This window comes from Kribbella sp. VKM Ac-2566, assembly GCF_004366005.1.
GTDB classification, from domain to species: domain Bacteria; phylum Actinomycetota; class Actinomycetes; order Propionibacteriales; family Kribbellaceae; genus Kribbella; species Kribbella pratensis.
Map to the genome: position 1 here is coordinate 741,246 of NZ_SODT01000009.1, position 20,023 is coordinate 761,268.

Annotated in this window: 17 protein-coding genes; 8 read left to right on the forward strand and 9 right to left on the reverse strand. The window is 68.6% G+C overall.

Annotated features, from left to right (window positions below; all coding sequences use genetic code 11):
- Positions 1-4 precede the first annotated feature (4 nt).
- The gene (locus EV647_RS15015; protein WP_238157114.1) at positions 5-403 is read left to right on the forward strand and encodes a DUF3592 domain-containing protein; all 399 of its coding nucleotides are present in this window, start codon (positions 5-7) and stop codon (positions 401-403) included.
- Between the two features lie 30 nt (positions 404-433).
- Here the strand turns inward: EV647_RS15015 and EV647_RS15020 are convergent, their stop codons facing one another.
- The gene (locus tag EV647_RS15020) at positions 434-1,051 is read right to left on the reverse strand and encodes a TetR/AcrR family transcriptional regulator (RefSeq protein WP_134003141.1); all 618 of its coding nucleotides are present in this window, start codon (positions 1,049-1,051) and stop codon (positions 434-436) included.
- Between the two features lie 87 nt (positions 1,052-1,138).
- Here EV647_RS15020 and EV647_RS15025 point away from each other — a divergent pair, with 87 nt between their 5' ends.
- The gene (locus EV647_RS15025; protein ID WP_134003143.1) at positions 1,139-2,299 is read left to right on the forward strand and encodes a phosphatidylinositol-specific phospholipase C1-like protein; all 1,161 of its coding nucleotides are present in this window, start codon (positions 1,139-1,141) and stop codon (positions 2,297-2,299) included.
- Between the two features lie 7 nt (positions 2,300-2,306).
- Positions 2,307-2,756, forward strand: coding sequence for an OsmC family protein (locus EV647_RS15030; RefSeq protein ID WP_134003145.1), 450 nt, complete (start codon positions 2,307-2,309; stop codon positions 2,754-2,756).
- A gap of 213 nt (positions 2,757-2,969) precedes the next feature.
- On the opposite strand, the gene EV647_RS43385 is transcribed toward EV647_RS15030, so the two are convergent.
- Positions 2,970-3,092: a hypothetical protein gene (locus tag EV647_RS43385; protein ID WP_255517825.1), complete on the reverse strand. Its 123-nt coding sequence runs from the start codon at positions 3,090-3,092 to the stop codon at positions 2,970-2,972.
- A 59-nt stretch (positions 3,093-3,151) separates the two neighbouring features.
- Positions 3,152-4,306 carry an aromatic acid exporter family protein gene (locus EV647_RS15035; RefSeq protein ID WP_238177220.1) on the reverse strand — a complete coding sequence of 385 codons (1,155 nt, stop codon included), beginning with the start codon at positions 4,304-4,306 and terminating at the stop codon, positions 3,152-3,154.
- A 67-nt stretch (positions 4,307-4,373) separates the two neighbouring features.
- On the opposite strand from EV647_RS15035, the gene EV647_RS15040 reads away from it, so the two are divergent.
- Positions 4,374-4,874: a DUF5709 domain-containing protein gene (locus EV647_RS15040; RefSeq protein ID WP_134003149.1), complete on the forward strand. Its 501-nt coding sequence runs from the start codon at positions 4,374-4,376 to the stop codon at positions 4,872-4,874.
- Position 4,875: 1 nt separating this feature from the next.
- Here EV647_RS15040 and EV647_RS15045 read toward each other — a convergent pair whose 3' ends face one another.
- Positions 4,876-6,201 (reverse strand): cytochrome P450, encoded by a 1,326-nt coding sequence (locus tag EV647_RS15045; protein WP_134003151.1) that lies wholly within the window; start codon positions 6,199-6,201, stop codon positions 4,876-4,878.
- 116 nt (positions 6,202-6,317) lie between these two features.
- Complete coding sequence (locus EV647_RS15050) at positions 6,318-9,332, reverse strand: glycoside hydrolase family 38 C-terminal domain-containing protein (protein WP_134003153.1); 3,015 nt, start codon at positions 9,330-9,332, stop codon at positions 6,318-6,320.
- A 191-nt stretch (positions 9,333-9,523) separates the two neighbouring features.
- On the opposite strand from EV647_RS15050, the gene EV647_RS15055 reads away from it, so the two are divergent.
- Positions 9,524-10,639, forward strand: coding sequence for a TAXI family TRAP transporter solute-binding subunit (locus EV647_RS15055; protein WP_134003155.1), 1,116 nt, complete (start codon positions 9,524-9,526; stop codon positions 10,637-10,639).
- A gap of 21 nt (positions 10,640-10,660) precedes the next feature.
- On the opposite strand, the gene EV647_RS15060 is transcribed toward EV647_RS15055, so the two are convergent.
- Together EV647_RS15060 and EV647_RS15065 are read right to left on the reverse strand one after the other, a co-directional pair.
- Entirely contained in the window at positions 10,661-12,034 is a 1,374-nt protein-coding gene (locus EV647_RS15060; protein ID WP_238175481.1) for a HAMP domain-containing sensor histidine kinase, read from the reverse strand.
- A gap of 3 nt (positions 12,035-12,037) precedes the next feature.
- The gene (locus EV647_RS15065) at positions 12,038-12,703 is read right to left on the reverse strand and encodes a response regulator transcription factor (protein WP_012918592.1); all 666 of its coding nucleotides are present in this window, start codon (positions 12,701-12,703) and stop codon (positions 12,038-12,040) included.
- A 154-nt stretch (positions 12,704-12,857) separates the two neighbouring features.
- On the opposite strand from EV647_RS15065, the gene EV647_RS15070 reads away from it, so the two are divergent.
- The gene (locus EV647_RS15070) at positions 12,858-14,846 is read left to right on the forward strand and encodes a TRAP transporter fused permease subunit (protein WP_238177221.1); all 1,989 of its coding nucleotides are present in this window, start codon (positions 12,858-12,860) and stop codon (positions 14,844-14,846) included.
- Positions 14,843-15,811 carry a TAXI family TRAP transporter solute-binding subunit gene (locus EV647_RS15075; protein WP_134003159.1) on the forward strand — a complete coding sequence of 323 codons (969 nt, stop codon included), beginning with the start codon at positions 14,843-14,845 and terminating at the stop codon, positions 15,809-15,811. Before EV647_RS15070 ends, EV647_RS15075 begins: the two co-directional genes overlap by 4 nt.
- Before the next feature lie 220 nt (positions 15,812-16,031).
- On the opposite strand, the gene EV647_RS15080 is transcribed toward EV647_RS15075, so the two are convergent.
- On the reverse strand, positions 16,032-16,685 hold the full coding sequence (locus tag EV647_RS15080; RefSeq protein ID WP_134003161.1) for a hypothetical protein: 654 nt from the start codon (positions 16,683-16,685) through the stop codon (positions 16,032-16,034).
- Between the two features lie 139 nt (positions 16,686-16,824).
- Between EV647_RS15080 and EV647_RS15085 the strand changes: the two genes are divergently transcribed.
- Positions 16,825-18,918, forward strand: a complete 2,094-nt coding sequence (locus EV647_RS15085) for an autotransporter-associated beta strand repeat-containing protein (RefSeq protein ID WP_134003163.1) — start codon at positions 16,825-16,827, stop codon at positions 18,916-18,918.
- On the opposite strand, the gene mgrA is transcribed toward EV647_RS15085, so the two are convergent.
- Positions 18,887-19,921 (reverse strand): L-glyceraldehyde 3-phosphate reductase, encoded by a 1,035-nt coding sequence (gene mgrA / locus EV647_RS15090; protein ID WP_134003166.1) that lies wholly within the window; start codon positions 19,919-19,921, stop codon positions 18,887-18,889. The two genes, EV647_RS15085 and mgrA, sit on opposite strands and share 32 nt — an antisense overlap.
- Positions 19,922-20,023 lie beyond the last annotated feature (102 nt).

Genomic DNA, 20,023 nt, shown 5'->3' on the forward strand with positions numbered 1-20,023 from the left:
TGCCATGTTGACGATCGTTGTACTCGGTGGGTTCGGCCTGGTGCTGGTGGTCGCGACCTTCATCGTGACCGAGGTTCTGGCCGGTCTGCGGCGTAACGAACTCCCCACCGGCACGGAAGAGAAGACCGCGGGACGAGTGATCCGGGTGCGTGGCCCGGTCCGCGGCCAACTGCAGAGCGGTGCCCCGGCGATCTACACCGAGGTCATCGTCGAGTACTACACCCGCCGGGGTGAGGGACCGTACGAGGTCGCTCGCAAGTTCCCGGTCGGGAGCCGTATTACTTACGCCAAGGGCGACCGGGTGATCGTCGCGTACGACGTCCGGACGCCCCGCCGGGCCCGCCTGGCCGGCCGGGTCAGCCACTGGCCGACCCTGGGGCCGTTCTCCGCCACGGCGGCCTGACGGTTCACCTGCTTGAGCCTCCTCTCCGGCTCAAGCAGGAAGATGCGGGGCGAGCAGGTTGTAGAGCACCGGCCGGCCCTGATCCAGAACGTAGTCCGCCTCGTCCGCGGAAAGCCGGTCTGCGAGATGCGCCAGCGCCTCGCCCATCGTGATGCTGAGCGTCACGGCCAGGCGGAAGTCCCGCGAGTCCCGCGCGCCGAAGCGCGCAGCCAGCAGCTCCGCGAACTCGCCGGCGTGCTGGTCGTCGAACTCGCCCGGCTTCGACTCCAGCTCCGGATCGCCGAGCCCGCTCAGCACGACCGCCTTGAAGCCAGGGTCGGTCCGGTGCATCTCACGGAACGTCTCCAGCGTGACGTCGACCGCCGCTCGCCAGTTCGTCACGCCGGCCAGCCGCTCGCGCACCGCGTCGGTGTAGCGGGCCTGGTTCCGCCGCTCGATCGCCTGGATCAGGCTGCGCTTGTCCGGGAAGTACCGGTACACGCTGCCGACCGCGATCTCGGCCCGCTTCGCGATCCCGCTCGTCGACGCCGCGTCGTACCCGCGTTCGACCACCTCGGCACAGGCCGCGTCCAGGATCCGCTCGACCTGCCGGCTCGCCCGGTCCTGGGTCGGCGTCCGGCGCAGCGGATAGGCCCCCGAAGTCACCATTCACCCATTGTCCACGCTTCGAGGGACACCGTTGCCACCTCTTTGTGACAGATTGCCGACAGTTGGTCATGAGGAGGGGTAACTCGTATGCGCATCAACAAATCCGCCGTCGTCGGCCTCGCATCCGTCGCGCTGGCCGCCTCCGGGGTCGCCGGTACGGCGCTCACCCGGGAGAACTCCGCGTCCGCCGAGAACGGCTCGGGCCTGCGGTTCAACCAGGTCCAGATGATCGGGTCGCACAACTCGTACCACCGCGAGCTCAGCCCGGCCGAGCAGAAGGTCCAGCAGGCCCAGAACCCCGGTTCGGTCGACCTCTGGTACTCGCACGCGCCGATCACGCAGCAGCTCGCGGACCAGAACGTCCGCACGCTCGAACTCGACCTGCTTCCGGATCCGGCCGGCGGCCTGTACACGTACCCGCTGATCCGGAAGCTGACCGGGCAGGGGCCGCTCACCGACCCGGCGATGGCTCGTCCCGGGATCAAGGTCATGCACGTCCCGGACTTCGACTACAACACCACCTGCGACACGTTCGTCCTGTGCCTGCAGCAGGTGAAGTTGTGGTCCGACCAGCACCCGAACCACGTGCCGATCACGATCAACCTCGAGCTCAAGCAGTCCGACCCGAAGGTGGTCGCGGCCGGCGGCGTCCAGTCGCCGCCGTGGGACGCGGCCAATCTGGAGGGTGTTGACCAAGAGATCCGGTCGGTGTTCTCCGAGAAGGAGTTGCTGACGCCGGACGACGTCCGCAAGCCCGGTCTGACGCTCGAGCAGTCGGTCCTGACCAAGGGCTGGCCGACGCTGGACGAGGCCCGCGGCCAGGTGCTGTTCTACTTCGACAACGGCGGCCCGGGCGCGATCCGCGACCTGTACCGGACCGGTCACCAGAACCTCGAGGGCCGGGCGGTCTTCACCCGGGGTCCCGAGGGCGAGCCGGACGCGGCGATCACGCAGGTGAACGACCCGCGGGGCGCGAACCAGGCGGAGATCCAGCGGCTGGTGTCGAAGGGCTACCTGATCCGGACCCGGTCGGACGAGCCGATGGCGACGATCCGCGACAAGGACTACACCCGGCTCGGGATCGCCTTGGCCAGCGGCGCGCAGGTCGTGACGACTGACTGGCCGGTCGCGGGCATGGCCGCGCGGTACGACAGCGACTTCGTCGCCGAGCTGCCCGGGCACACCGCCGTACGATGCAATCCTGTGACAGCACCGAAGTGGTGCCGTGGAGATGTCGTCGGAAGGTGATGTGCGGATGTCGGAGCATGTGGTTGACGTGAGCTGGAGCCGTGGTGAGCACGAGTTCACCTATGACACCTACGACCGCGACCACGAGTGGCGCTTCGACGGCGGCATCACGGTGCCGGGCTCGGCGAACCCGAAGTACCTGGGCAACCCGGGCCCGGTCGACCCGGAGGAAGCGTTCGTGGCGGCGCTGTCGTCCTGCCACATGCTGACGTTCCTGGCGATCGCGGCCCGGAAACGGATGGTGGTCGACGCGTACGACGACCACGCGGTCGGTGTGATGGCGAAGAACGCGGACGGCCGGCTGGCGATCACCGAGGTGACACTGAACCCGAAGATCGTCTGGAACGGCGCCGAGCCGGACGCCGAGACGCTCGAGCGGATGCACCACCTCGCGCACCGGGAGTGCTTCATCGCGAACTCGGTGACCACCGAGATCACGGTGGCTACCAGCAAATGAAACCACCCGCCGACCGGCCTGAACCTCGCGCAAACGGTGTCAGGACGGTCGGCGGGTGGTGAGGTGCACCTCTGTGGCGGTGCACCGGTAACGGATCCGGGGGCGCCTCGCACTGGGGCGCCTCTGCGTTTGATGTGCGACTTCCGTGCGGTCTGGCTCGGTGGGCCAGACCGTCCGGGTGCGCCGCCCGGGTCCGTTCGTCCGGCTGGCGCCTCAGTGCTCGGCGGCGGCGTCGGTCCGGTCGTCTGTGGTCTGGGTGCTGTCGACGGCCAACAGGTCCTCGAGTTGGCGGACCTGCTCGGTGGCCATCGTGGTCATCAGTCGGTGGATCGTCATGCCAGTGAGACGCCGAGGGCCTGAAGGTATGACGGGAATCCGCGATGTGACCTGAGTCACTACTTCTCGTCGAGTCCGTCCAGCCGCAGGGGGACGAGCTTCCGGGCGTCGTCGTACGAGGTCCCGGTCAGTTCGAGCAGGTCGATGATCGTGGAGCGCAGCTGACCGAGGACGACGACCGCGGACAGTCCGATCGGCAGCGGCATGTCCGCCGTACGACGGCCCAGTTCGCCCAGCACGCGGTGCGCGGCGACGTCGGCGGCCGGTTCGAACAGGGACTCGCCGATCAGGCGGGTGCCGTCGGCCAGGCGTTCGAGCAGCGCCGGGTACTCGTCGGGCATCCGCTCGTCGCGCCACACCGACACCGCGCACCGGCGGACCAGGACCCGGGTGTTCCGGATCGCCCGGTCCAGCGGTACGACGAGATCGGCGATCTCCTGGACCCGCCCGCGGTGCCGGCGGCGGAACGGGGACAGCCGGACGACCGCGACCCCTTCCTCGGCGGCGCTGCGCAGGTCGTCGAGCCGGGACTCGCTCGCGCGGGCCCGGCGGAGAGCGTCGGTGACGGCCTCCTCGTCGCGATCGCGCAGGCCGTCGGCGGTCTCGATCAGGATCTCTGCCAGCTCGTTCAGCACGCCGGACGCCTGTTGTCGAGGACGCCTGATGGCAGCGGCCGGCGCGATCGTGGCGGCCGCCAGCGCGACCAGCCCGCCGAGCGCCGCGTCCTGCCAGCGGCTGAAGCCGGCGCCGGGGTTGGGCAGCAGCGTGGTGACGATCGCCGCCTGGACGCCGGCCTGGGTGGTCATCAGGTTCCCGGCGCCGAGCAGTACGGCGACGCTCATCGCGAGCGCGATGACGAAGACGAGTTGGAGTACGCCGGTCCCGAAAACCTTCACGAACAGGTCGCCGACGCCGACCCCGACCGCCACCCCGACCATCACCTCGGCGACCCGGCGGAGACGCTGGCCGAAGCTGAAGCCGAGGCAGACCATCGCGGCGACCGGGGCGAAGAACGGCTGCTTGTGACCGACGACATACCGCGCGATCGCCCAGGCGACTCCGGCGGCGAGTGCGCACTGGGCGATGAAGAAGACCCGGCTGCGCCAGCGTTCGATCCGCCGGCGGATCGAGGCACGGGACCGCCGCGCGGCCTGCGGTGCGATGTCGTCGCGCAGCTCCCGCAACTGGTCCAACGTCAACCTGACCGGATCCACGCGCCCCATTCTGCGGGATGGGTGCGCCAGCTTGATTCATCGGCGCCTTGCGGTTCAGTGTTGCCTCATGACCGACAACAACCGTGAGGACTACGGCAGCTACTCCGTGGACGACGAGGATCAGCTGCAGGCGGAGGACACGCTCAACGACCGCGGCGTGGACGACCTGCTCGACGAGGGGTACTCGCCGCCGGAGAAGTGGTCCGCGGGCGAAGGCTTCGGCACGACGGCCGACGAGGCGCTCCAGGGCGAGACGCTGGACCAGCGGATCGCCCAGGAGGTCCCGGACGCCGACCCGTACGCCGAGGACGGTGAGGACGTCGGCGGCCCGCAGGTCGGCACCGAGCGCTCCGGCCGCCTGGTCGCCTCCGACGAGGGTGCACACAGCGACGACGACAGCGAGCTGTTCGCCGAGGACGTCGGCATCGACGGCGCCGCCGCCGGCGCCGAGGAAGCCGCCGTCCACGTGGTGGACGACGACGGGTTCGAACTCGAGGACGACGACGAGTCCGACCTCGAGAACTACCGCGACGTCGACCTGGGAGACGTCGGCGACCTGGAGGACTGACCTACCTGCGGGTGACGAGGATCTCGGCGCCGTGGCGGGGGACCAGGGTGACGTTCTTGGCCTGGGCCGGTTCGGGTTCGGGGTGCGGGGCCTGGAAGTTGTAGGCGCCGACGGCGGCGCGGAGGATCTCGGTGGCTTCCATCAGGGAGAATCCGGCGCCGATACACCGCCGGGCCCCGCCGCCGAACGGCATCCAGGTGCCGGGCGCGGGCGGATCGTCGGACAGGAAGCGTTGCGGGCGGAACTCCTGCGGCTGCGGGAAGTGTTCGGCGTCGCGGTGGACCAGGCCGATCGCGGCCATGATCGTCGTACCGCGGGGCAGCCGGTAGCCGGCGAGGTCGGTGGTCTCGGTGAGGCGCCGGCCGACCTGGTACACGACCGGATGCAGCCGCAGCGCTTCCTTGACGATCGCTTCGAGTTCGTCGTCGGAGCCGGTGTCGGCGGCGCGTTGACCGAACTCCAGATCGGCCGGCCGGCGCGCCAGTTCGTGGAAGGCCCACGCCAGCGCGGTCGCCGTCGTCTCGTGCCCGGCCAGTAGCAGCGTCACCAGCTGATCGCGCAGCTCCACGTCCGACCAGTTGCCCGCAGCAAGCAACCGCGAGAGTACGTCGTTGCGTCCGGCGAACGTCTCGCGGCGGGCGGCGATCTCGTCGTACAGGATCTCGTCGACCTGCTTCTGCGTGTCCAGGTAGGTCTTCCACGGCCGCACCCGGAGCAGCGGCGGGTAGAACCCACCGAGCATGATCACCGGCGACACCGACACGATCTTGTCCAGCAACGGGCGCAGCGTGTTCAGCCGGTCGGCGTCGGTGACGCCGAAGATCACCTGCAGGATGATCTCCAGCGTCAGGTTCCGCATCCGCTGGTGCACCTTGAACGGCTTCCCCACGGGCCATTTCGCCACTTCGGCCTGGGCGAGTTCGAGCACCATCGCGGCGTACCCGCGCAAGGCCGCGCCGGAGAACGCGGGCATCAACTGCTTCCGCATCCGCACGTGGTCCTCGTCGTCGAGCAGCAGCAACGAGTGCGAACCCATGATCGGCTCCAGCACCATGTTCCCCTCGCCGGCGTGCATCACCGACGGCGGGCTGCCGAACACCTCCCGGATGTGATCGGGGCGACTCAGCACGACGCACACCCGACTCGACGGCACGAGGCGGATCGTGAACACGTCGCCGTACTTGTCCCGCATCCGCGGGAAGAACGTCCTGCGGTGACTCGCGAACAGCACAGTCTGCGCGAGGGTCGGCAGCTTCGGCCCGGGCGGCAGCGTGCGGGCCGTCTGACGGTCGAGCGTCCGGGAACCGAGCAACGGGGTCCGGGCCATGCCACCTCCACCGATCGAGCCTGTTCTTCCACGCTACGTCAGTCGGGTGAACACCCGGCGGCGGAAAGACGAAGGCCCGCCCGAGGGGGTTCGGGCGGGCCTTCAGGGGTGCTGTGTCAGGAGCGCTTGAAGCGGAGGGTGAGGATCTGGAAGGGACGGAGTTCGAAGGTGACTCCGTTGTCCTTCAGGTCCCGGTCCGCGAGGTGTCGCTCGAGCAGGTCGACCTCGGTCACCGACGCCGCCGCGAAGGACGGCGTGACGGTGGCACGGGAGCGACCGCCGCTGGACTCGTAGAGCCGGACGACCACGTCGCCGGACTCGTCGTCGGCCAGCTTGAGCGCCTCGACGATCACGTTGTCGTTGTCCACGGCAAGGATCGGACCGACGCCTTCGGCGCCGGTGACGACGCGTTCGGGGAGGTTGATCCAGTAGCCCTCCTTGATCGCCTCCGGGATCCCGGCGCCGACCACCAGCGCGTGGTTCACGGTGTGCACGCCCTGGTCGGTCTTCGGGTCGGGGAACCGCGGCGCCCGGATCAGCGAGGTGCGGATGGTGGTCGTCGTACCGCCGTCCTCCCGCGCGGTCCGGTTGATGTCGTGGCCGTATGTCGAGTCGTTGACCACGGCGACGCCGTACCCCGGCTCGCCGACGTGCACCCAGCGGTGCGCCGCGATCTCGAACTTCGCCGCGTCCCACGAGGTGTTCTGGTGGGTCGGCCGGAAGATGTGCCCGAACTGCGTCTCGGACGCCGAGCGGTCCGCGTGCACGTCGACCGGGTACGCCGCCTTGAGGAACTTCTCCGCCTCGTGCCAGTCCATCTCGGTCTCGATGTCGACCCGCTTCACGCCCGGGCGGACCCGCAGCGTCTGGGTCACCGTGGACCGGTTGAAGGACCGCTTCACGACCACGGTCGCGACGCCGTCGACGGTGCTGAAGTCGACGCTGTCGACCTCGGTGACGTCCCGGACGTTGTTCTTGTAGAACGAGTCGACGTCCCACGCGTCCCAGTGGTTCGGGGTGTCCACGTGCAGCTGCAGAAGGTTGCCCACGGCACCCGGCGCGATGACCTCGCGGTGCTCCTCGAGGTCGTACAGCGAGGTGATCAGCCCACGCTCGTCGATCGTGACCCGGATGACGCCGTTGTCCAGTACGCCGTTCTCGACCGTGACGGCCTGGCCTTCGCCGGCCGCGATACCCGCACCGAGCCCGGCCACGCCATTGCGCGTGTGGGGCGCGGCGTTGAAGACGATCTGCGCGGAGCCCTCGCCGGCCAGCGCCTGCTGCGCCTTGGCGATGATCGCGTTCAGCTCCTCGGCGACCCGCGCGTACGTCGCCTCCGCCTCGCGGTGCACCCACGAGATCGACGAGCCCGGCAGGATGTCGTGGAACTGGTGCAGCAGCGCGACCTTCCACAGCCGGTCGAGGTCCTCGTACGGGTACGTGTCGAGCTTGCCCGCGACGACGGCCGCCGTGCTCCACAGCTCGGCCTCGCGGAGCAGGTGCTCGCTGCGCCGGTTGCCCTGCTTGGTCTTCGCCTGCGACGTGTACGTCGCCCGGTGGATCTCCAGGTAGAGCTCACCGGACCAGACCGGAGCATGCTCGCGGTACTCGTCCTCGGCGGCGGCGAAGAACTCGGTCGGCGACTCGATGGTCACCTTCGGCGAGGACTCCAGGTTCGCCACCCGGCGCGCGGTCGCGACGAACTCGCGGGTGGGGCCGCCACCGCCGTCGCCGTACCCGAACGGAACCAGCGACCGGGTCGCGGCGCCGTTCTCCTGGAAGTTCCGCTGCGCGTGCGCGAGCTCACGGCCGGACAGGTCCGAGTTGTAGGTGTCGATCGGCGGGAAGTGGGTGAACACCCGGGTCCCGTCGAGGCCCTCCCACCAGAAGGTGTGGTGCGGGAACTTGTTCTCCTTGTTCCAGGAGATCTTCTGGGTCAGGAACCACTTCGATCCGGACAGCTTCACCAGCTGCGGCAGCGCCGCGGTGTAGCCGAACGAGTCCGGCAGCCAGACCTCCTGGGTGTCGATCCCGTACTCGTCCAGGAAGAACCGCTTGCCGTGTACGAACTGCCGGGCCAGCGCCTCGCTGCCGGGCAGGTTGGTGTCGGACTCGACCCACATGCCGCCCACCGGAACGATGGTGCCCTCGGCAACGGCCTTCTTGAGCCGCTCCCAGACCTCCGGGTAGTTGTCCTTCACCCAGGCGTGCTGCTGGGCCTGCGAGAACGCGAAGACCAGCTCCGGGTACTCCTCGGCCAGGGTGGCGACGTTGGACACCGTCCGGGCCACCTTGCGGCGGGTCTCCCGGAGCGGCCAGAGCCAGGCGGAGTCGATGTGCGCGTGCCCGACCGCGGACAGCTGGTGCGCGCTCGCGTGCGCCGGCCGGCTCAGGACGTCGGTCAGCTGGGCGCGGGCGTCCGCGGCGGTGCCGGCCACGTTCTCGTAGTCGAGCGCGTCCAGCGAACGGCTGAGCGCCCGCAGGATCTCCTTGCGGCGCGGGTCCTGCAGCGACAGCTCACGCTGCAGGCTGTCGAGCGCCTCGAGGTCCAGGATCAGGTCCCACACCTCGGCGTTGAACACGGCCAGGTCGGCGCGGGTGAGCTGGTAGATCGGAGTCTCACCGAGCTTGGCGCCGATGTCGACCTTCGCGTAGGCGTTGTCGAGCGGGATCTCCGGGTTGGCGGCACCCTCGACGTAGAACTCGATCCGGTCGCCCGGCGATGCCGCCGTACCGTCCGGGCCGAGGATCGACAGCGGGGCGTAGGTCTGCCGCGGGTGCAGGCCCTTCAGCGGCCGGCCGGAGGTGGTGTGCACCAGGCCCTCCGCGGAGAAGCCGGGGCCGCCGCTGAAGCCGAGGTCGATGACCGCCTCGATCTCGCTGCCGGCCCACTCGGCCGGCACCTGACCGCTGAACTTGAACCACGCGGTGCCCCAGGCGGGACCCCACGGCAGCCCGATCTCGGCCGGCTCGTAGGTCTGGGCCAGCGCCTCGGCGGGGGACACCGGCTCACCGGGTGCGTGCCACACCTCGATGTCCAGCGGGACCGCCGCGCCGTAGATCGCGGGGCGGAGCCGCTCCCGCAGGGCGCGCTTCAGCCGCTCCTCGATGAGTTGACGGTCGTCGTGCACGAAATCAGCCTCCGGGAAAGGATCCTCACGCGGCCGACCGGGCCGCACCGATGACAACGCTGTCACACCGACCCCGGATGCGTCCAGACGCAGTTTGTCACTTGCTGTGTGAATCTCTGTGAGTAGCGGTTGGATTGCAGGGCGCCGACACGGCTACCCCCGAGGCCTCATTGTTGTCTAGGTTGTCCTGCATGGATCGCCCCCGCCTGCTGTCCCCCTCCCGGCCGACCGGTCTGACGCGGCGCAGCGTGCTCGGCCTCGGTGCCGCCGCGGCGTCCGGACTGCTGCTGCCCGGCTGCTCGCGCGGCCGCGCGGACGAACCGGCGCCGTCGGAGGCCGCGGTGTTCTCGACCGGGAACCTGAACGGCGTCTACAACAAGTTCGGGACGGCGCTGTGCGCACTGGTCAGCGAGGTCACCGGCATGGAGCTGAAGCCGATCGTCAGCGACGGGTCGGTGGACAACCTGAACAAGGTGGCAGGCCGCAAGGCCGACCTCGGATTCTGTACGTCGGACTCCGCGCTCGCGGCGTACGAGGGCACCGGTGACTTCAGCACCGGCCCGCTGCGGTTCACCGCGCTCGCCCGCGTCTACGACAACTACGTGCACGTCGTCGTACCGATGGCATCGAAGGCGTCGAAGCTCGACGACCTGTTCCCGAGCAAGGCCGACCCGAACCGGAAGATGGTCGTCGGCGTCGGTCCGAAGGACTCCGGGACCGAGATCGTCGCGAACATGATCCTGAACAGGGCCAAGGCCGAGCTGATCCAGAAGAACCCGGAGCTGGACCCGAACAAGGTCGACGTGATCCGGAAGAACCTGACCCTCGAGGAGATGGTGGCAGCGGTGCAACCCCGCGGCACCGCCACCAGGGGTTCGATCGACGCGTTCTTCTGGAGCGGTGGCGTCCCGACCGATCCGATCGCCAAGCTGCAAGGGACCATCGGGTTCCGGCTGCTGGACATCAGCGCGGTCGCGGAGTCGATCGCACTGAAGGAGTTCGGCGGTTTCCTGGTGTCCGCGATCCCGCCGTCGCAGTACGGGCTGGCCAGCTCGGTGCCGACGCTGGCGGTCCCGAACTACCTGATCGCGAAGCAGAACCTGTCGGACTCGTGGGCGTGGTGGACGCTCAATACCCTGTTCCGCCGGCAGAACGACCTGATCAAGGGCACCCCGTCACCCGGAGCCAGCCCGGGGACCGGCGGCCACCCCGAGGCCGGCGCGCTGGACCCCCGCTCGGCGATCGCGACCATGCCCGTCCCGCTGCATCCCGCCGCGGAGCGCTGGTACCGCCAGAATCACATCTGAGCGGTACTGGAGCGGTACTGCTCAGGCGTCGTAGTCGTCGATCAGCGGGACGCGGACCTCGATCACGAGGCCGCCGCCGATCGGCGGCCGGGCTACCACACGGCCGCCGACCCTGGCCGCCTCGGAGCGCACGATCGCCAGGCCGAGACCGGTACCCGGCATCTCCCGGTGGTGCGCGCTGCGCCAGAACCGCTCGCCGACCTTCTTCAGGTCCCGCGATCCGAGCCCCAGGCCGTGGTCGCGCACCGACAGCACCACCTCGGTGCCGTCCCGGGTGACCGAGACCTCCACCGGTGGCGCGCCGTACTTCGACGCATTGTCGAGCAGTACGTCGAGGATGTCGTCGACCTCGAGCTCCGGCGCGACCCCGCCCGGGACCATCTCGCCGATGATCAGCTCCAGGTCGTCGGCGGAGTACACGGCCTTCCAGCCGACCAGCCGCTCCTTCACCGCCTGGGCCAGGTCCAGCGGCTCTTCGTTGCCCTCGGCATCCGCCGACGGGCGGTCGGAGCCGGCCAGCCGGGACAGCCGCTGGACGATCCGGCCGAGCCGGTCGATGTCGCTGAGCGCGAACCGCGCGGTCGGCGAAAGCCGGGACAGGCCCTCGATGTGGATCCGGGCCGACGTCAGCGGCGTCCGCAGCTGGTGCGACGCGTCGGCGACGAACTCGCGCTCACGCTGCCGGGCCTGGTGCAGGCTCAGCGCCATCGAGTTGAAGCTGTCGCCCAGCCGGCGGAGCTCCGGTGCACGACCGTCGGTCGAGACCCGGGTGTCGAGCGCGCCGCGGGTGATCTGGTGGGTGGCGTTGTCGAGGTCCTGCAGCGGCCGCAGCACCCAGCGGGTGATCGGCCGGACGATACCGATGATGATCGCGCCGATGCTGATCAGCAGGCCGCCGAGGAGCAGCAGCAGGCCGCGCTGCACCTGGTCACGGGCCTTGTCCGTCGGCACCCGCAGCACGGCGGCGCCGAGCACGCTGCCGTTGTTGACGACCGGGCGGGACACGATCATCTCGCCGGCGGCCCACGGCCACAGCGCCGGCGGCTCGGGTGGGAGACGGCCCGCCAGCGTGCTGTGCAGGGCGGTCGCGATGTCTTCTTCCTTCACGTCCACACCGGACACCGACGTGGCGACGACGCGGGAGTCGACGTCGACGACGAAGACCGGGGTGTCGTAGAGCTCCTGGTACCGGACCGCGAGCTCACGCAGGTTCGCGATGTCGCCGGTCTGCAACGGGGACTCGGCCATCGCGGCGAACCAGTCCGCGTCGTTGCTGCGGGACAGGAAGAGCGTGCGTGAGTTGCTCGTGGCGATGAAGTTCGCCAGCGGGATCACGGCGACGATCGCCAGGGCGACGACCATCGGGACGAGGGACTGCAGCAGTCGACGGCGCAACGGTCAGTCCGAACCGAGGCGGTAGCCGACGCCGCGGATGGTCTGCACCAGTTCGGGCCGGCCGAGCTTTGCGCGCAGGCTGGCGACGTGCACGTCCATGGTGCGCGACGACGCCTCGAAGACCGACTGCCAGGCGTACAGCGCGACCTGTTCACGGGGAACCACCCGGCCGTGGTGCGCGGCCAGCACTGCGAGCACGTCGAACTCCTTGCGGGTCAGACTGATGGGCTTGTCCGCCACCTGAACCGTCCGGGCCTCGATGTCCACGGTCAGGTCGCCGACGGTCACCCGGGGGCGGGGCTGCAGGAGGCCGGTACGACGAAGTACAGCATCGATGCGGGCCAGCAGCTCGGAAATCGCGAACGGTTTCACCACGTAGTCGTCGGCGCCGCTGCGCAGGCCGCGCACCCGGTCGGCCGCCTCGCCGCGCGCGGTCACCGCGATCACCGGCACGTCGGACACCGTCCGGATCTGCCGGCACACGTTGATACCGTCCCCGTCCGGCAGCCCGAGGTCCAGCAGCACCAGGTCGCCGGGATCCGCCGCCAAGGCGTCCGCGGCCGTGCGGACATGCGTCACCATCAGGCCGTACCGCCGCAATGCGGGTATCAGGGCATTGGCGATATCGAGATCGTCCTCGACCAGCAGAATCCGGACCGCGCCACTCATGCGGTGATCGTAGGCCAGGTCACGGCCCGATGTGTCAGATCTTGGTAAAGACGTAATCACGCGACTCCACGCAGTGTTCGGCAACATTAGCCTTCCGGACACAGGAGGGAACCGGTAGATGACTGTCGGTGTTGGCAGCGGGGGTGGAGTGACCGTGCCCTCTGAGGAAGAACTGGCCGAGTACGAGCAGGAACGGCCCGCTCGGCGGCTTCGGCCTGCCCTGGACCGGGTGATTTCGGTCTGGTGCGCAATCATCAGCGTCGGCGTGCTCGTGCAGGTGTTCGCTCCATTACCACAGGGCACGCAGTTCTACCTGGTGATCTTTCTCGCAGCGATTCTGCCGATCACGTTGCTGTGTTACCGCGGTTTTCGGGTGCCTGCGTTCATCAATCCGTTCAAGGCGCGCTCGCACGACGACCCGGGCATGGCGGACTGGATCCTGGCCATCGTCGCGCTGGCCGTGTGTGTCTATCCGCTCTTCGATTTCGACGGGTACCTCGAGCGCCGGCAGGCTCCTTCCGCGCTGGACGTGGCGGCCGGGGCTGTGTTGCTGATCCTGTTGCTCGAAGCGTGCCGTCGTACGACTGGCTGGGTGCTTCCGGCGTTCAGCCTGGTCTTCATCGCCTACGCGTACTACGGCGGCTACCTGCCCTACACCTGGTCGCTGTCCCACCAGGGCTTCAACTTCGACGCGATCATCGCGCAGTTCACGATGGGTACGGCGGGGTTCTACGGGACGCCGTTGACGGTCGCCGCGTCGTACATCGTGCTCTTCACCATCTACGGCGCGGTGCTCGACTACTCGGGTGCGGGCAAGTTCTTCATCGACCTGTCGTTCGCCGTCTTCAAACGCAGCCGGACGGCGCCCGGCCGCACGGTCACGATGGCAGGCTTCCTGCTCGGCACCGTCTCGGGCTCCGGTACGGCGACCGCGGTGTCGCTCGGCACCGTGTCCTGGCCGATCCTGCGCCGGGCCGGGTACCCGGCCGAACCGGCAGGCGGAATGCTCGCCGCGTCAGGGATCGGCGCGATCCTGTCCCCGCCCACCCTCGGTGCGGCCGCGTTCATCATCGCGGAGTTCCTGCAGGTCTCGTACCTGAAGGTCCTCGGGTTCGCCGTGATCCCGACCCTGCTGTACTACCTGGGCATCCTGCTCGCGATCGAGATCGACGCCCGCAAGCACAAGACGTCGGCGGCGGAGACCTCTCAGGACTCCGCGCTGCGATTGCTGCTGCGGTTCGGGTACCACTTCCTGTCGTTGTTCGTGATCATCGCCTTCATGGCGGTCGACGTACCGCCGTTCAAGGCCGTGGTCTACGCGGTGATCATCCAGTTCGGGTTGTCGTTCCTGGACCGTGAGCACCGGTTGACCGGGAAGCCGCTGTTCAAGGCGCTTGCCCAGGGCACCCGTTCGGTGCTGCCGGTGGCGGCGACCTGCGCGACCGCGGGCGTGATCGTCGCGGTCACCACGCAGACCGGTCTCGGACTGAACCTGGCGGAGATCATCGTCGACGCGGCGCGCGGGCTGACCGACAACCACACGGTGGTGCTGATCCTGACCGTGCTGCTGTCCGGGTTCGCCGTCCTGATCCTCGGACTCGCGGTGCCGGTGACCGCCTCGTTCATCATCGCGGCGGTGATCATCGCGCCGGCGCTGATCAACCTCGGCGTGACGCGGCCCGAGGCGTACATGTTCATCTTCTACTACGCCGTACTGTCCGAGGTGTCGCCGCCGACCGCGCTGGCCGCGGTGGCGACCTCCGCGATCACCGGCGGCAAGGTGATACCGACCATGTGGCAGGCGTGGAAGTACACGCTGCCGGCGTTCCTGGTGCCGTTCGCGTTCGTGCTCACCGACAACGGCGCGCATCTGCTCGGGCAGGGCTCGTTCGTCGGCATGGTGTGGACCACGGTGGTGTCGATGCTGGCCGTTGCAGCGCTCGCCGTCGTGACCGGCGGCTGGGTGTTCGTCCGGGCGACCTGGCTCGAGCGGGCGATCTGCGTACCGGCCGCCGCACTGCTGCTCTACCTCGCGCCCGTAACCATCACGGCCGGAATCTGTTTGCTACTTGTTGCCGTCGTCATCAATCTGGTCCGGCGGCAACGCCAGACCTCTGCCGAGGAAGGAACCCTTGCCTCATGAGACTCCGAACTGTTGCTGTGGCACTGGTCGCCGTGGTGTCGCTGGCGGCCTGTGGCGGTCAGCGGGAACCGTCCGGCTCCGGAACGGGATCCGGCGGCCGGCTGACGATTGCCACCGGCAACACGACGGGGGTGTACTACCAGCTCGGTGGTGCGCTGGCCTCGGTGATCTCGCAGAAGATGTCCGGCTACCGCGCGACGGCCAGCGAGACCGGCGCCTCGGTGCAGAACATCCAGGGCCTGGTCGGCGGGAACTACGACATCGCGTTCTCGCTCGGTGACTCCGCGGCGGACGCGGTGAACGGCGTGAACAGCTTCAAGACCAAGCAGGACGTGGTCGCGCTCACCCGGCTGTACAACAACTACACGCAGGTCGCCGTACGGACGTCCGCGGGAATCAACTCGATCGCGGACCTGAAGGGCAAGCGGGTCTCCACCGGTTCGCCGAACTCCGGCACCGAGGTGATCGCCCGCCGGCTGATCGAGGCGGCCGGCCTCAACCCGGCCAGTGACGTCACCGCGCAGCGGCTCGGGCTGCCGGAGTCGGTGGACGCGATGAAGTCCGGGTCGATCGACGCTCTGGTCTGGTCCGGTGGACTGCCGACCGGCGGCATCACCGACCTGTTCACCAGCATGGGCAAGGGCGTCAAGCTCTTGCCGATCGCGGATCTGCTGCCGAAGATGCAGGAGAAGTACGGCTCGATCTACTCCCAGGCACCGATCCCGGCAGCGACGTACAAGCAGCCGGCCGACGTGGCGACGATCATCGTGCCGAACGTGCTGCTGGTCCGCAAGGACATGAAGGACGAGCTCGCGGAGCAGCTCACGAAGGTTGTCTACGACAACATGGATGCGCTGGTCGCGGTGAACGCGGCCGCCAAGGGCATCAAGCTCGAGAACGCCGACAAGACCGACCCGGTGCCCCTGCACCCCGGCGCGAAGAAGGCGATCGACAGCCTCAAATGACTACGTGCTGGGTACCGGTAGATGTTGCGGTGACCTAGCTCACAGACCGTCCTCCCCCGCACACCAGGCGCAGCGGGGGAGGACGCAGGGCCCCGGATCCGCACACCAGGCGCAGCGGCGACGGGACCCGCACGCCGGCTCCCACAACCAGGCGCAGTGAGAGCCGGCAGACCGGGCCCGGCCTCGGCGGAGGCATCCGCCGGGGCCGGGCCTCTGTCGTCTAGCGGGGTTCTTCCTCCTCCGGCATCGGGGTGCCGTAGAGGTAGTGGGAGAGCGCGGAGTCACGCTTCGGGTGCGCGTGGTACTTGGTCGGCACCACGCGTCCTTCGGCACTGTCCCAAGCGGTGTCCGCCATCCGCCACATACGGTGCGCCAGCCGACCGGTCATGCCGGTGTGCGGTGAGTACGGGTGCGCCCGGGTCGGCGCCACCTCCTCCGCCTCCAGCAGGTCCTCGGTCAGCGTGTTCACGTCCGGGTCGTCGAGCTGCTCCGAGATCTGCCGGCTGTACGTCGCTTCCATGGTCTCGTGCTCGTCGAGCAGCCGGTCGATCTGCTGCCACAGGTCGCGGTGGTGAAGATCCACGAAGCGGCTGTCGCCGTACTGCCGTCCTTTGAGGAAGCGCAGCGAGCGTTCCAGTTCCTTCGCGTTCCCGACGTACCTGGTGACCAGGTCGTCCCCGTCGGGCAGCTTACGGACATGCGGGAGGAGTACGTCCTCCGCCGCGGCCAGATGCTGGGCAGCGATCGCGTAGAACCAGTCCGTCTGATGCCGGTGCTCAGGGTGCGCAGCGTCGCGGTGATGAGCCGGCTCGGCCAGCTCCCGAATCCGGGCGTGTTCGTAGGTCAGGGCCATTTCGAGCGTCGAAGCGGTCATGGCAACCACCTCCAGAAGGTCTCCTTCCAGCGTGTGCCCATCCCACCCGATCCGCAACCGTCCCACCGCGCTCCGTAACCGACCCGTCCGCAATCCGTGAGCCACCCCGTCCAGGTTCCGGTTCGCGTAGGTTGACCCGGTGCTCGCGACCCCGCTCCTGCTGGCCACACTCCTGTACCCCGGATCCGCCGCGTCGGCCGGCGACATCACGCCTGACATCCTGGCTGGACGCAATGTCACGCTCAGCGGCGACGCCGTCGTCACGCTTCCGCCCGGAACGACGACGTACGGCGGAGTGATCAGCGGCGAGGGCACGCTGCGGATCACCGGACACGGCACCCTCGTCCTCACCAAGGACAGCGACTTCACGCTGCCCAAAACTCGTCAGCGGCAGAGCGTCAGCATCCTGGGCGGCAATCACCCGTACGTCGTCGTCCGCACCCCGGATCCACCGTCGGTGATCGTCGATCGCGGTGCCACCCTTCAGTACGGGAACGGCGGCGGCGCCGGGCTGATCGGGCGGTTCCCGTACAACACGCCCGGCTACCAGCTCAACCAGGACAACGTCGAGGTGAACGGCACTCTCCGGCTCTCGCTGACCCGGACCTTCAATCTCGGCACGATCAGCGGCTCCGGCCTGGTCACCCAGCCCCGCTTCCTGTGGGGCACGCTCGATCTCGCCGGCACTCAGCCGTTCTCGGGAGTGATCGACAACGGGACCGGGATGGCGGCCGGCAAGCCTGAGTCCGCGGTCGCACTGCCCAACGCTCGCGCGATCCTCAACCAGGGGACCTGGACGATCGACACTCCGTTGGACCAGACCGTCGTACTGCGGCAGAAGTTCTACCAGCGTGAGTACGGCAGCGACATCAACGTGCAGTCGCGCCCAGGGAGCAAGGTCGTGCTCACCGGTCAGTACAGCTACTCCGACCGAGGCGGCGACACCGACCCGTCGCTGAGCGACCCGGCGCTCAACTGGCGGAAGGTCCCGCACGATCGCAACAAGCGCGGGACCAACATCAAGGGCGCCGACGTGCAATGGGGCGACGGTACGACTCATCAGATCTTCATGCCGGGTACGGCGGACACGGTCTACATCAACCTGCTGGCGGCGCGGTCCCGTTCGAAGCTCACCTTCGCGTACGACGGCCCGGTGACGCTGGGTGCGCCGATCGGCGGGGGTGTCTTCCACGACACGCTCAAGGCGCCGGGTGCAGGCGACATCGTGATCAAGGGTGTGCCGGGCAACGATGTGACCTTCGCGGCGAACCAGTACTACGACGGCTCGACGACGATCGAACGCGGCGCCGTACTCCGGCTCGGTGGTGCGCAGGGCGACGGAAGCCTGCTGACGAAGGCTGAGCTGTTCAAGGTCGTCAACGACGGTTCACTGATCGTGGGGAACTCCCGGGAGACGATCTCACTGTCGAAGATCAGCGGAAGCGGTTCGTTCACCCAGGCCGGCGCTGCCACGACCCAGCTGACCGGTCACATGACCTACACAGGCGCGACCAGGATCTCCCGAGGCACTCTGGTTCTGACCGCCGGGACCTTGCGCTCGAGCAGCGCCGTCGCGCTCACCCGCGCCGGGGCTCGGCTGGACCTGACCACAGCCGGAGACCAGACGCTTCGCAATCTCACAACGGTCGCCGGTACGGCGATCACGTCCGGCAGGCGGGCGGTCGTGACGCTGGCAGGAAAGTCAACGCTCGCAGGTGATTTCCAGGGCGGCAAGCTGGTGAACACCGGCGTGCTCGGTGGTTCGTTCACCGTGAATGGGGATTTCGCGCAGAGCTCAGGTGGCCGGTTGATCGCCAGTGGGAAGCCGGTGAAGGTCGCCGGCGCGGTGTCACTTGCCGGGGCCCTGCAGTTGGCCAGGGCGGGGATTGGCGCGGGTTCTCAGATCACTCTGATCGACAATGCCGGCTCGGACCCTGTGACCGGTGCCTTCGCGGGATTGGCCGAAGGCACGGCGGTGACGGTGGGCGGGAAAAGGTACGCCGTCACCTACCGAGGTGGCGACGGCAACGACGTGACCCTGACTGCGGTTCAGGCTGCGGCTGCGAGACCTTCGGCGGCGGCCAACGAACCGCCCGTGGCAACCAAAGCTGCCACGGGCGCTTCGTCGTACTGGCGTCCAGCCGGTCTTGGTGGGGCGGCCGTGCTGGTGGCAGTACTGGGGATGATGCTGGTACGACGGCTCAGGCGTCGGAGCTCCGCTTCCAGAGGTTGATACCGGCCTCGACGGCGTCCTTGTCGATGGCGTCGAGCTCTTCCTGGCTGAACGTGAGGTTGCGGACCGTGGCGAGGTTGTCCTCGAGCTGCGCGACGCTGGAGGCGCCGATCAGCGCGCTGGTGACGCGGTCGTCGCGGAGGGTCCACGCGAGCGCGAGCTGGGCGACGGACTGACCGCGCTCCTTGGCGATCTCGCTCAGCGCGCGGACGTGCTTGAGCGTTTCCTCGGTCAGCGAGTCCGGGTTGAGGGACTTGCCCTGCGCCGCGCGCGAGTCGGACGGGATGCCGCCCAGGTACCGGTCGGTGAGCACGCCCTGCGCCAGCGGCGAGAACGCGATCACGCCGACCCCGAGCTCACCGACGGCGTCCAGCAGGTCCTCCTCGATCCACCGGTTCAGCATCGAGTACGACGGCTGGTGGATGAGCAGCGGCGTACCGAGCTCCTGCAGGATCCTCGCCGCCTCCCGGGTCCGGTCGGCCGAGTACGACGAGATGCCGGCGTACAGCGCCTTGCCCGTGCGGACGGCGGCGTCGAGCGCGCCCATCGTTTCCTCGAGCGGTGTGTCCGGGTCGAACCGGTGTGAGTAGAAGATGTCGACGTAGTCCAGGCCCATCCGGCTCAGCGACTGGTCGAGCGAGGCGAGCAGGTACTTCCGCGAGCCGCCGCCCTGACCGTACGGCCCCGGCCACATGTCGTACCCGGCCTTGGTCGAGATGATCAGCTCGTCGCGGTACCGCTTGAAGTCCCGCGCGAAGTGCGTCCCGAAGTTGGTCTCGGCCGACCCGTACGGCGGGCCGTAGTTGTTCGCCAGGTCGAAGTGCGTGACGCCGAGGTCGAACGCCCGCCGCAGGATGTCCCGCTGCGTCGTGAACGGCTTGTCGTCGCCGAAGTTGTGCCACAGCCCGAGCGAGATCGCCGGGAGTTGCAGTCCACTCCGGCCCGTCCGCCGGTAGGTCATCTGGTCGTCGTACCGGCTCGCAGCCGCCTCGTAGTCAGTCACGGAACCCCAGTCTGCCTCATGTCACAACAAGTGCAAACCCCCTTGTTTTCAAGCAGAAACCGCATCACTGATACCAAGAACCCCGCCTTCTGACTGGTCGCG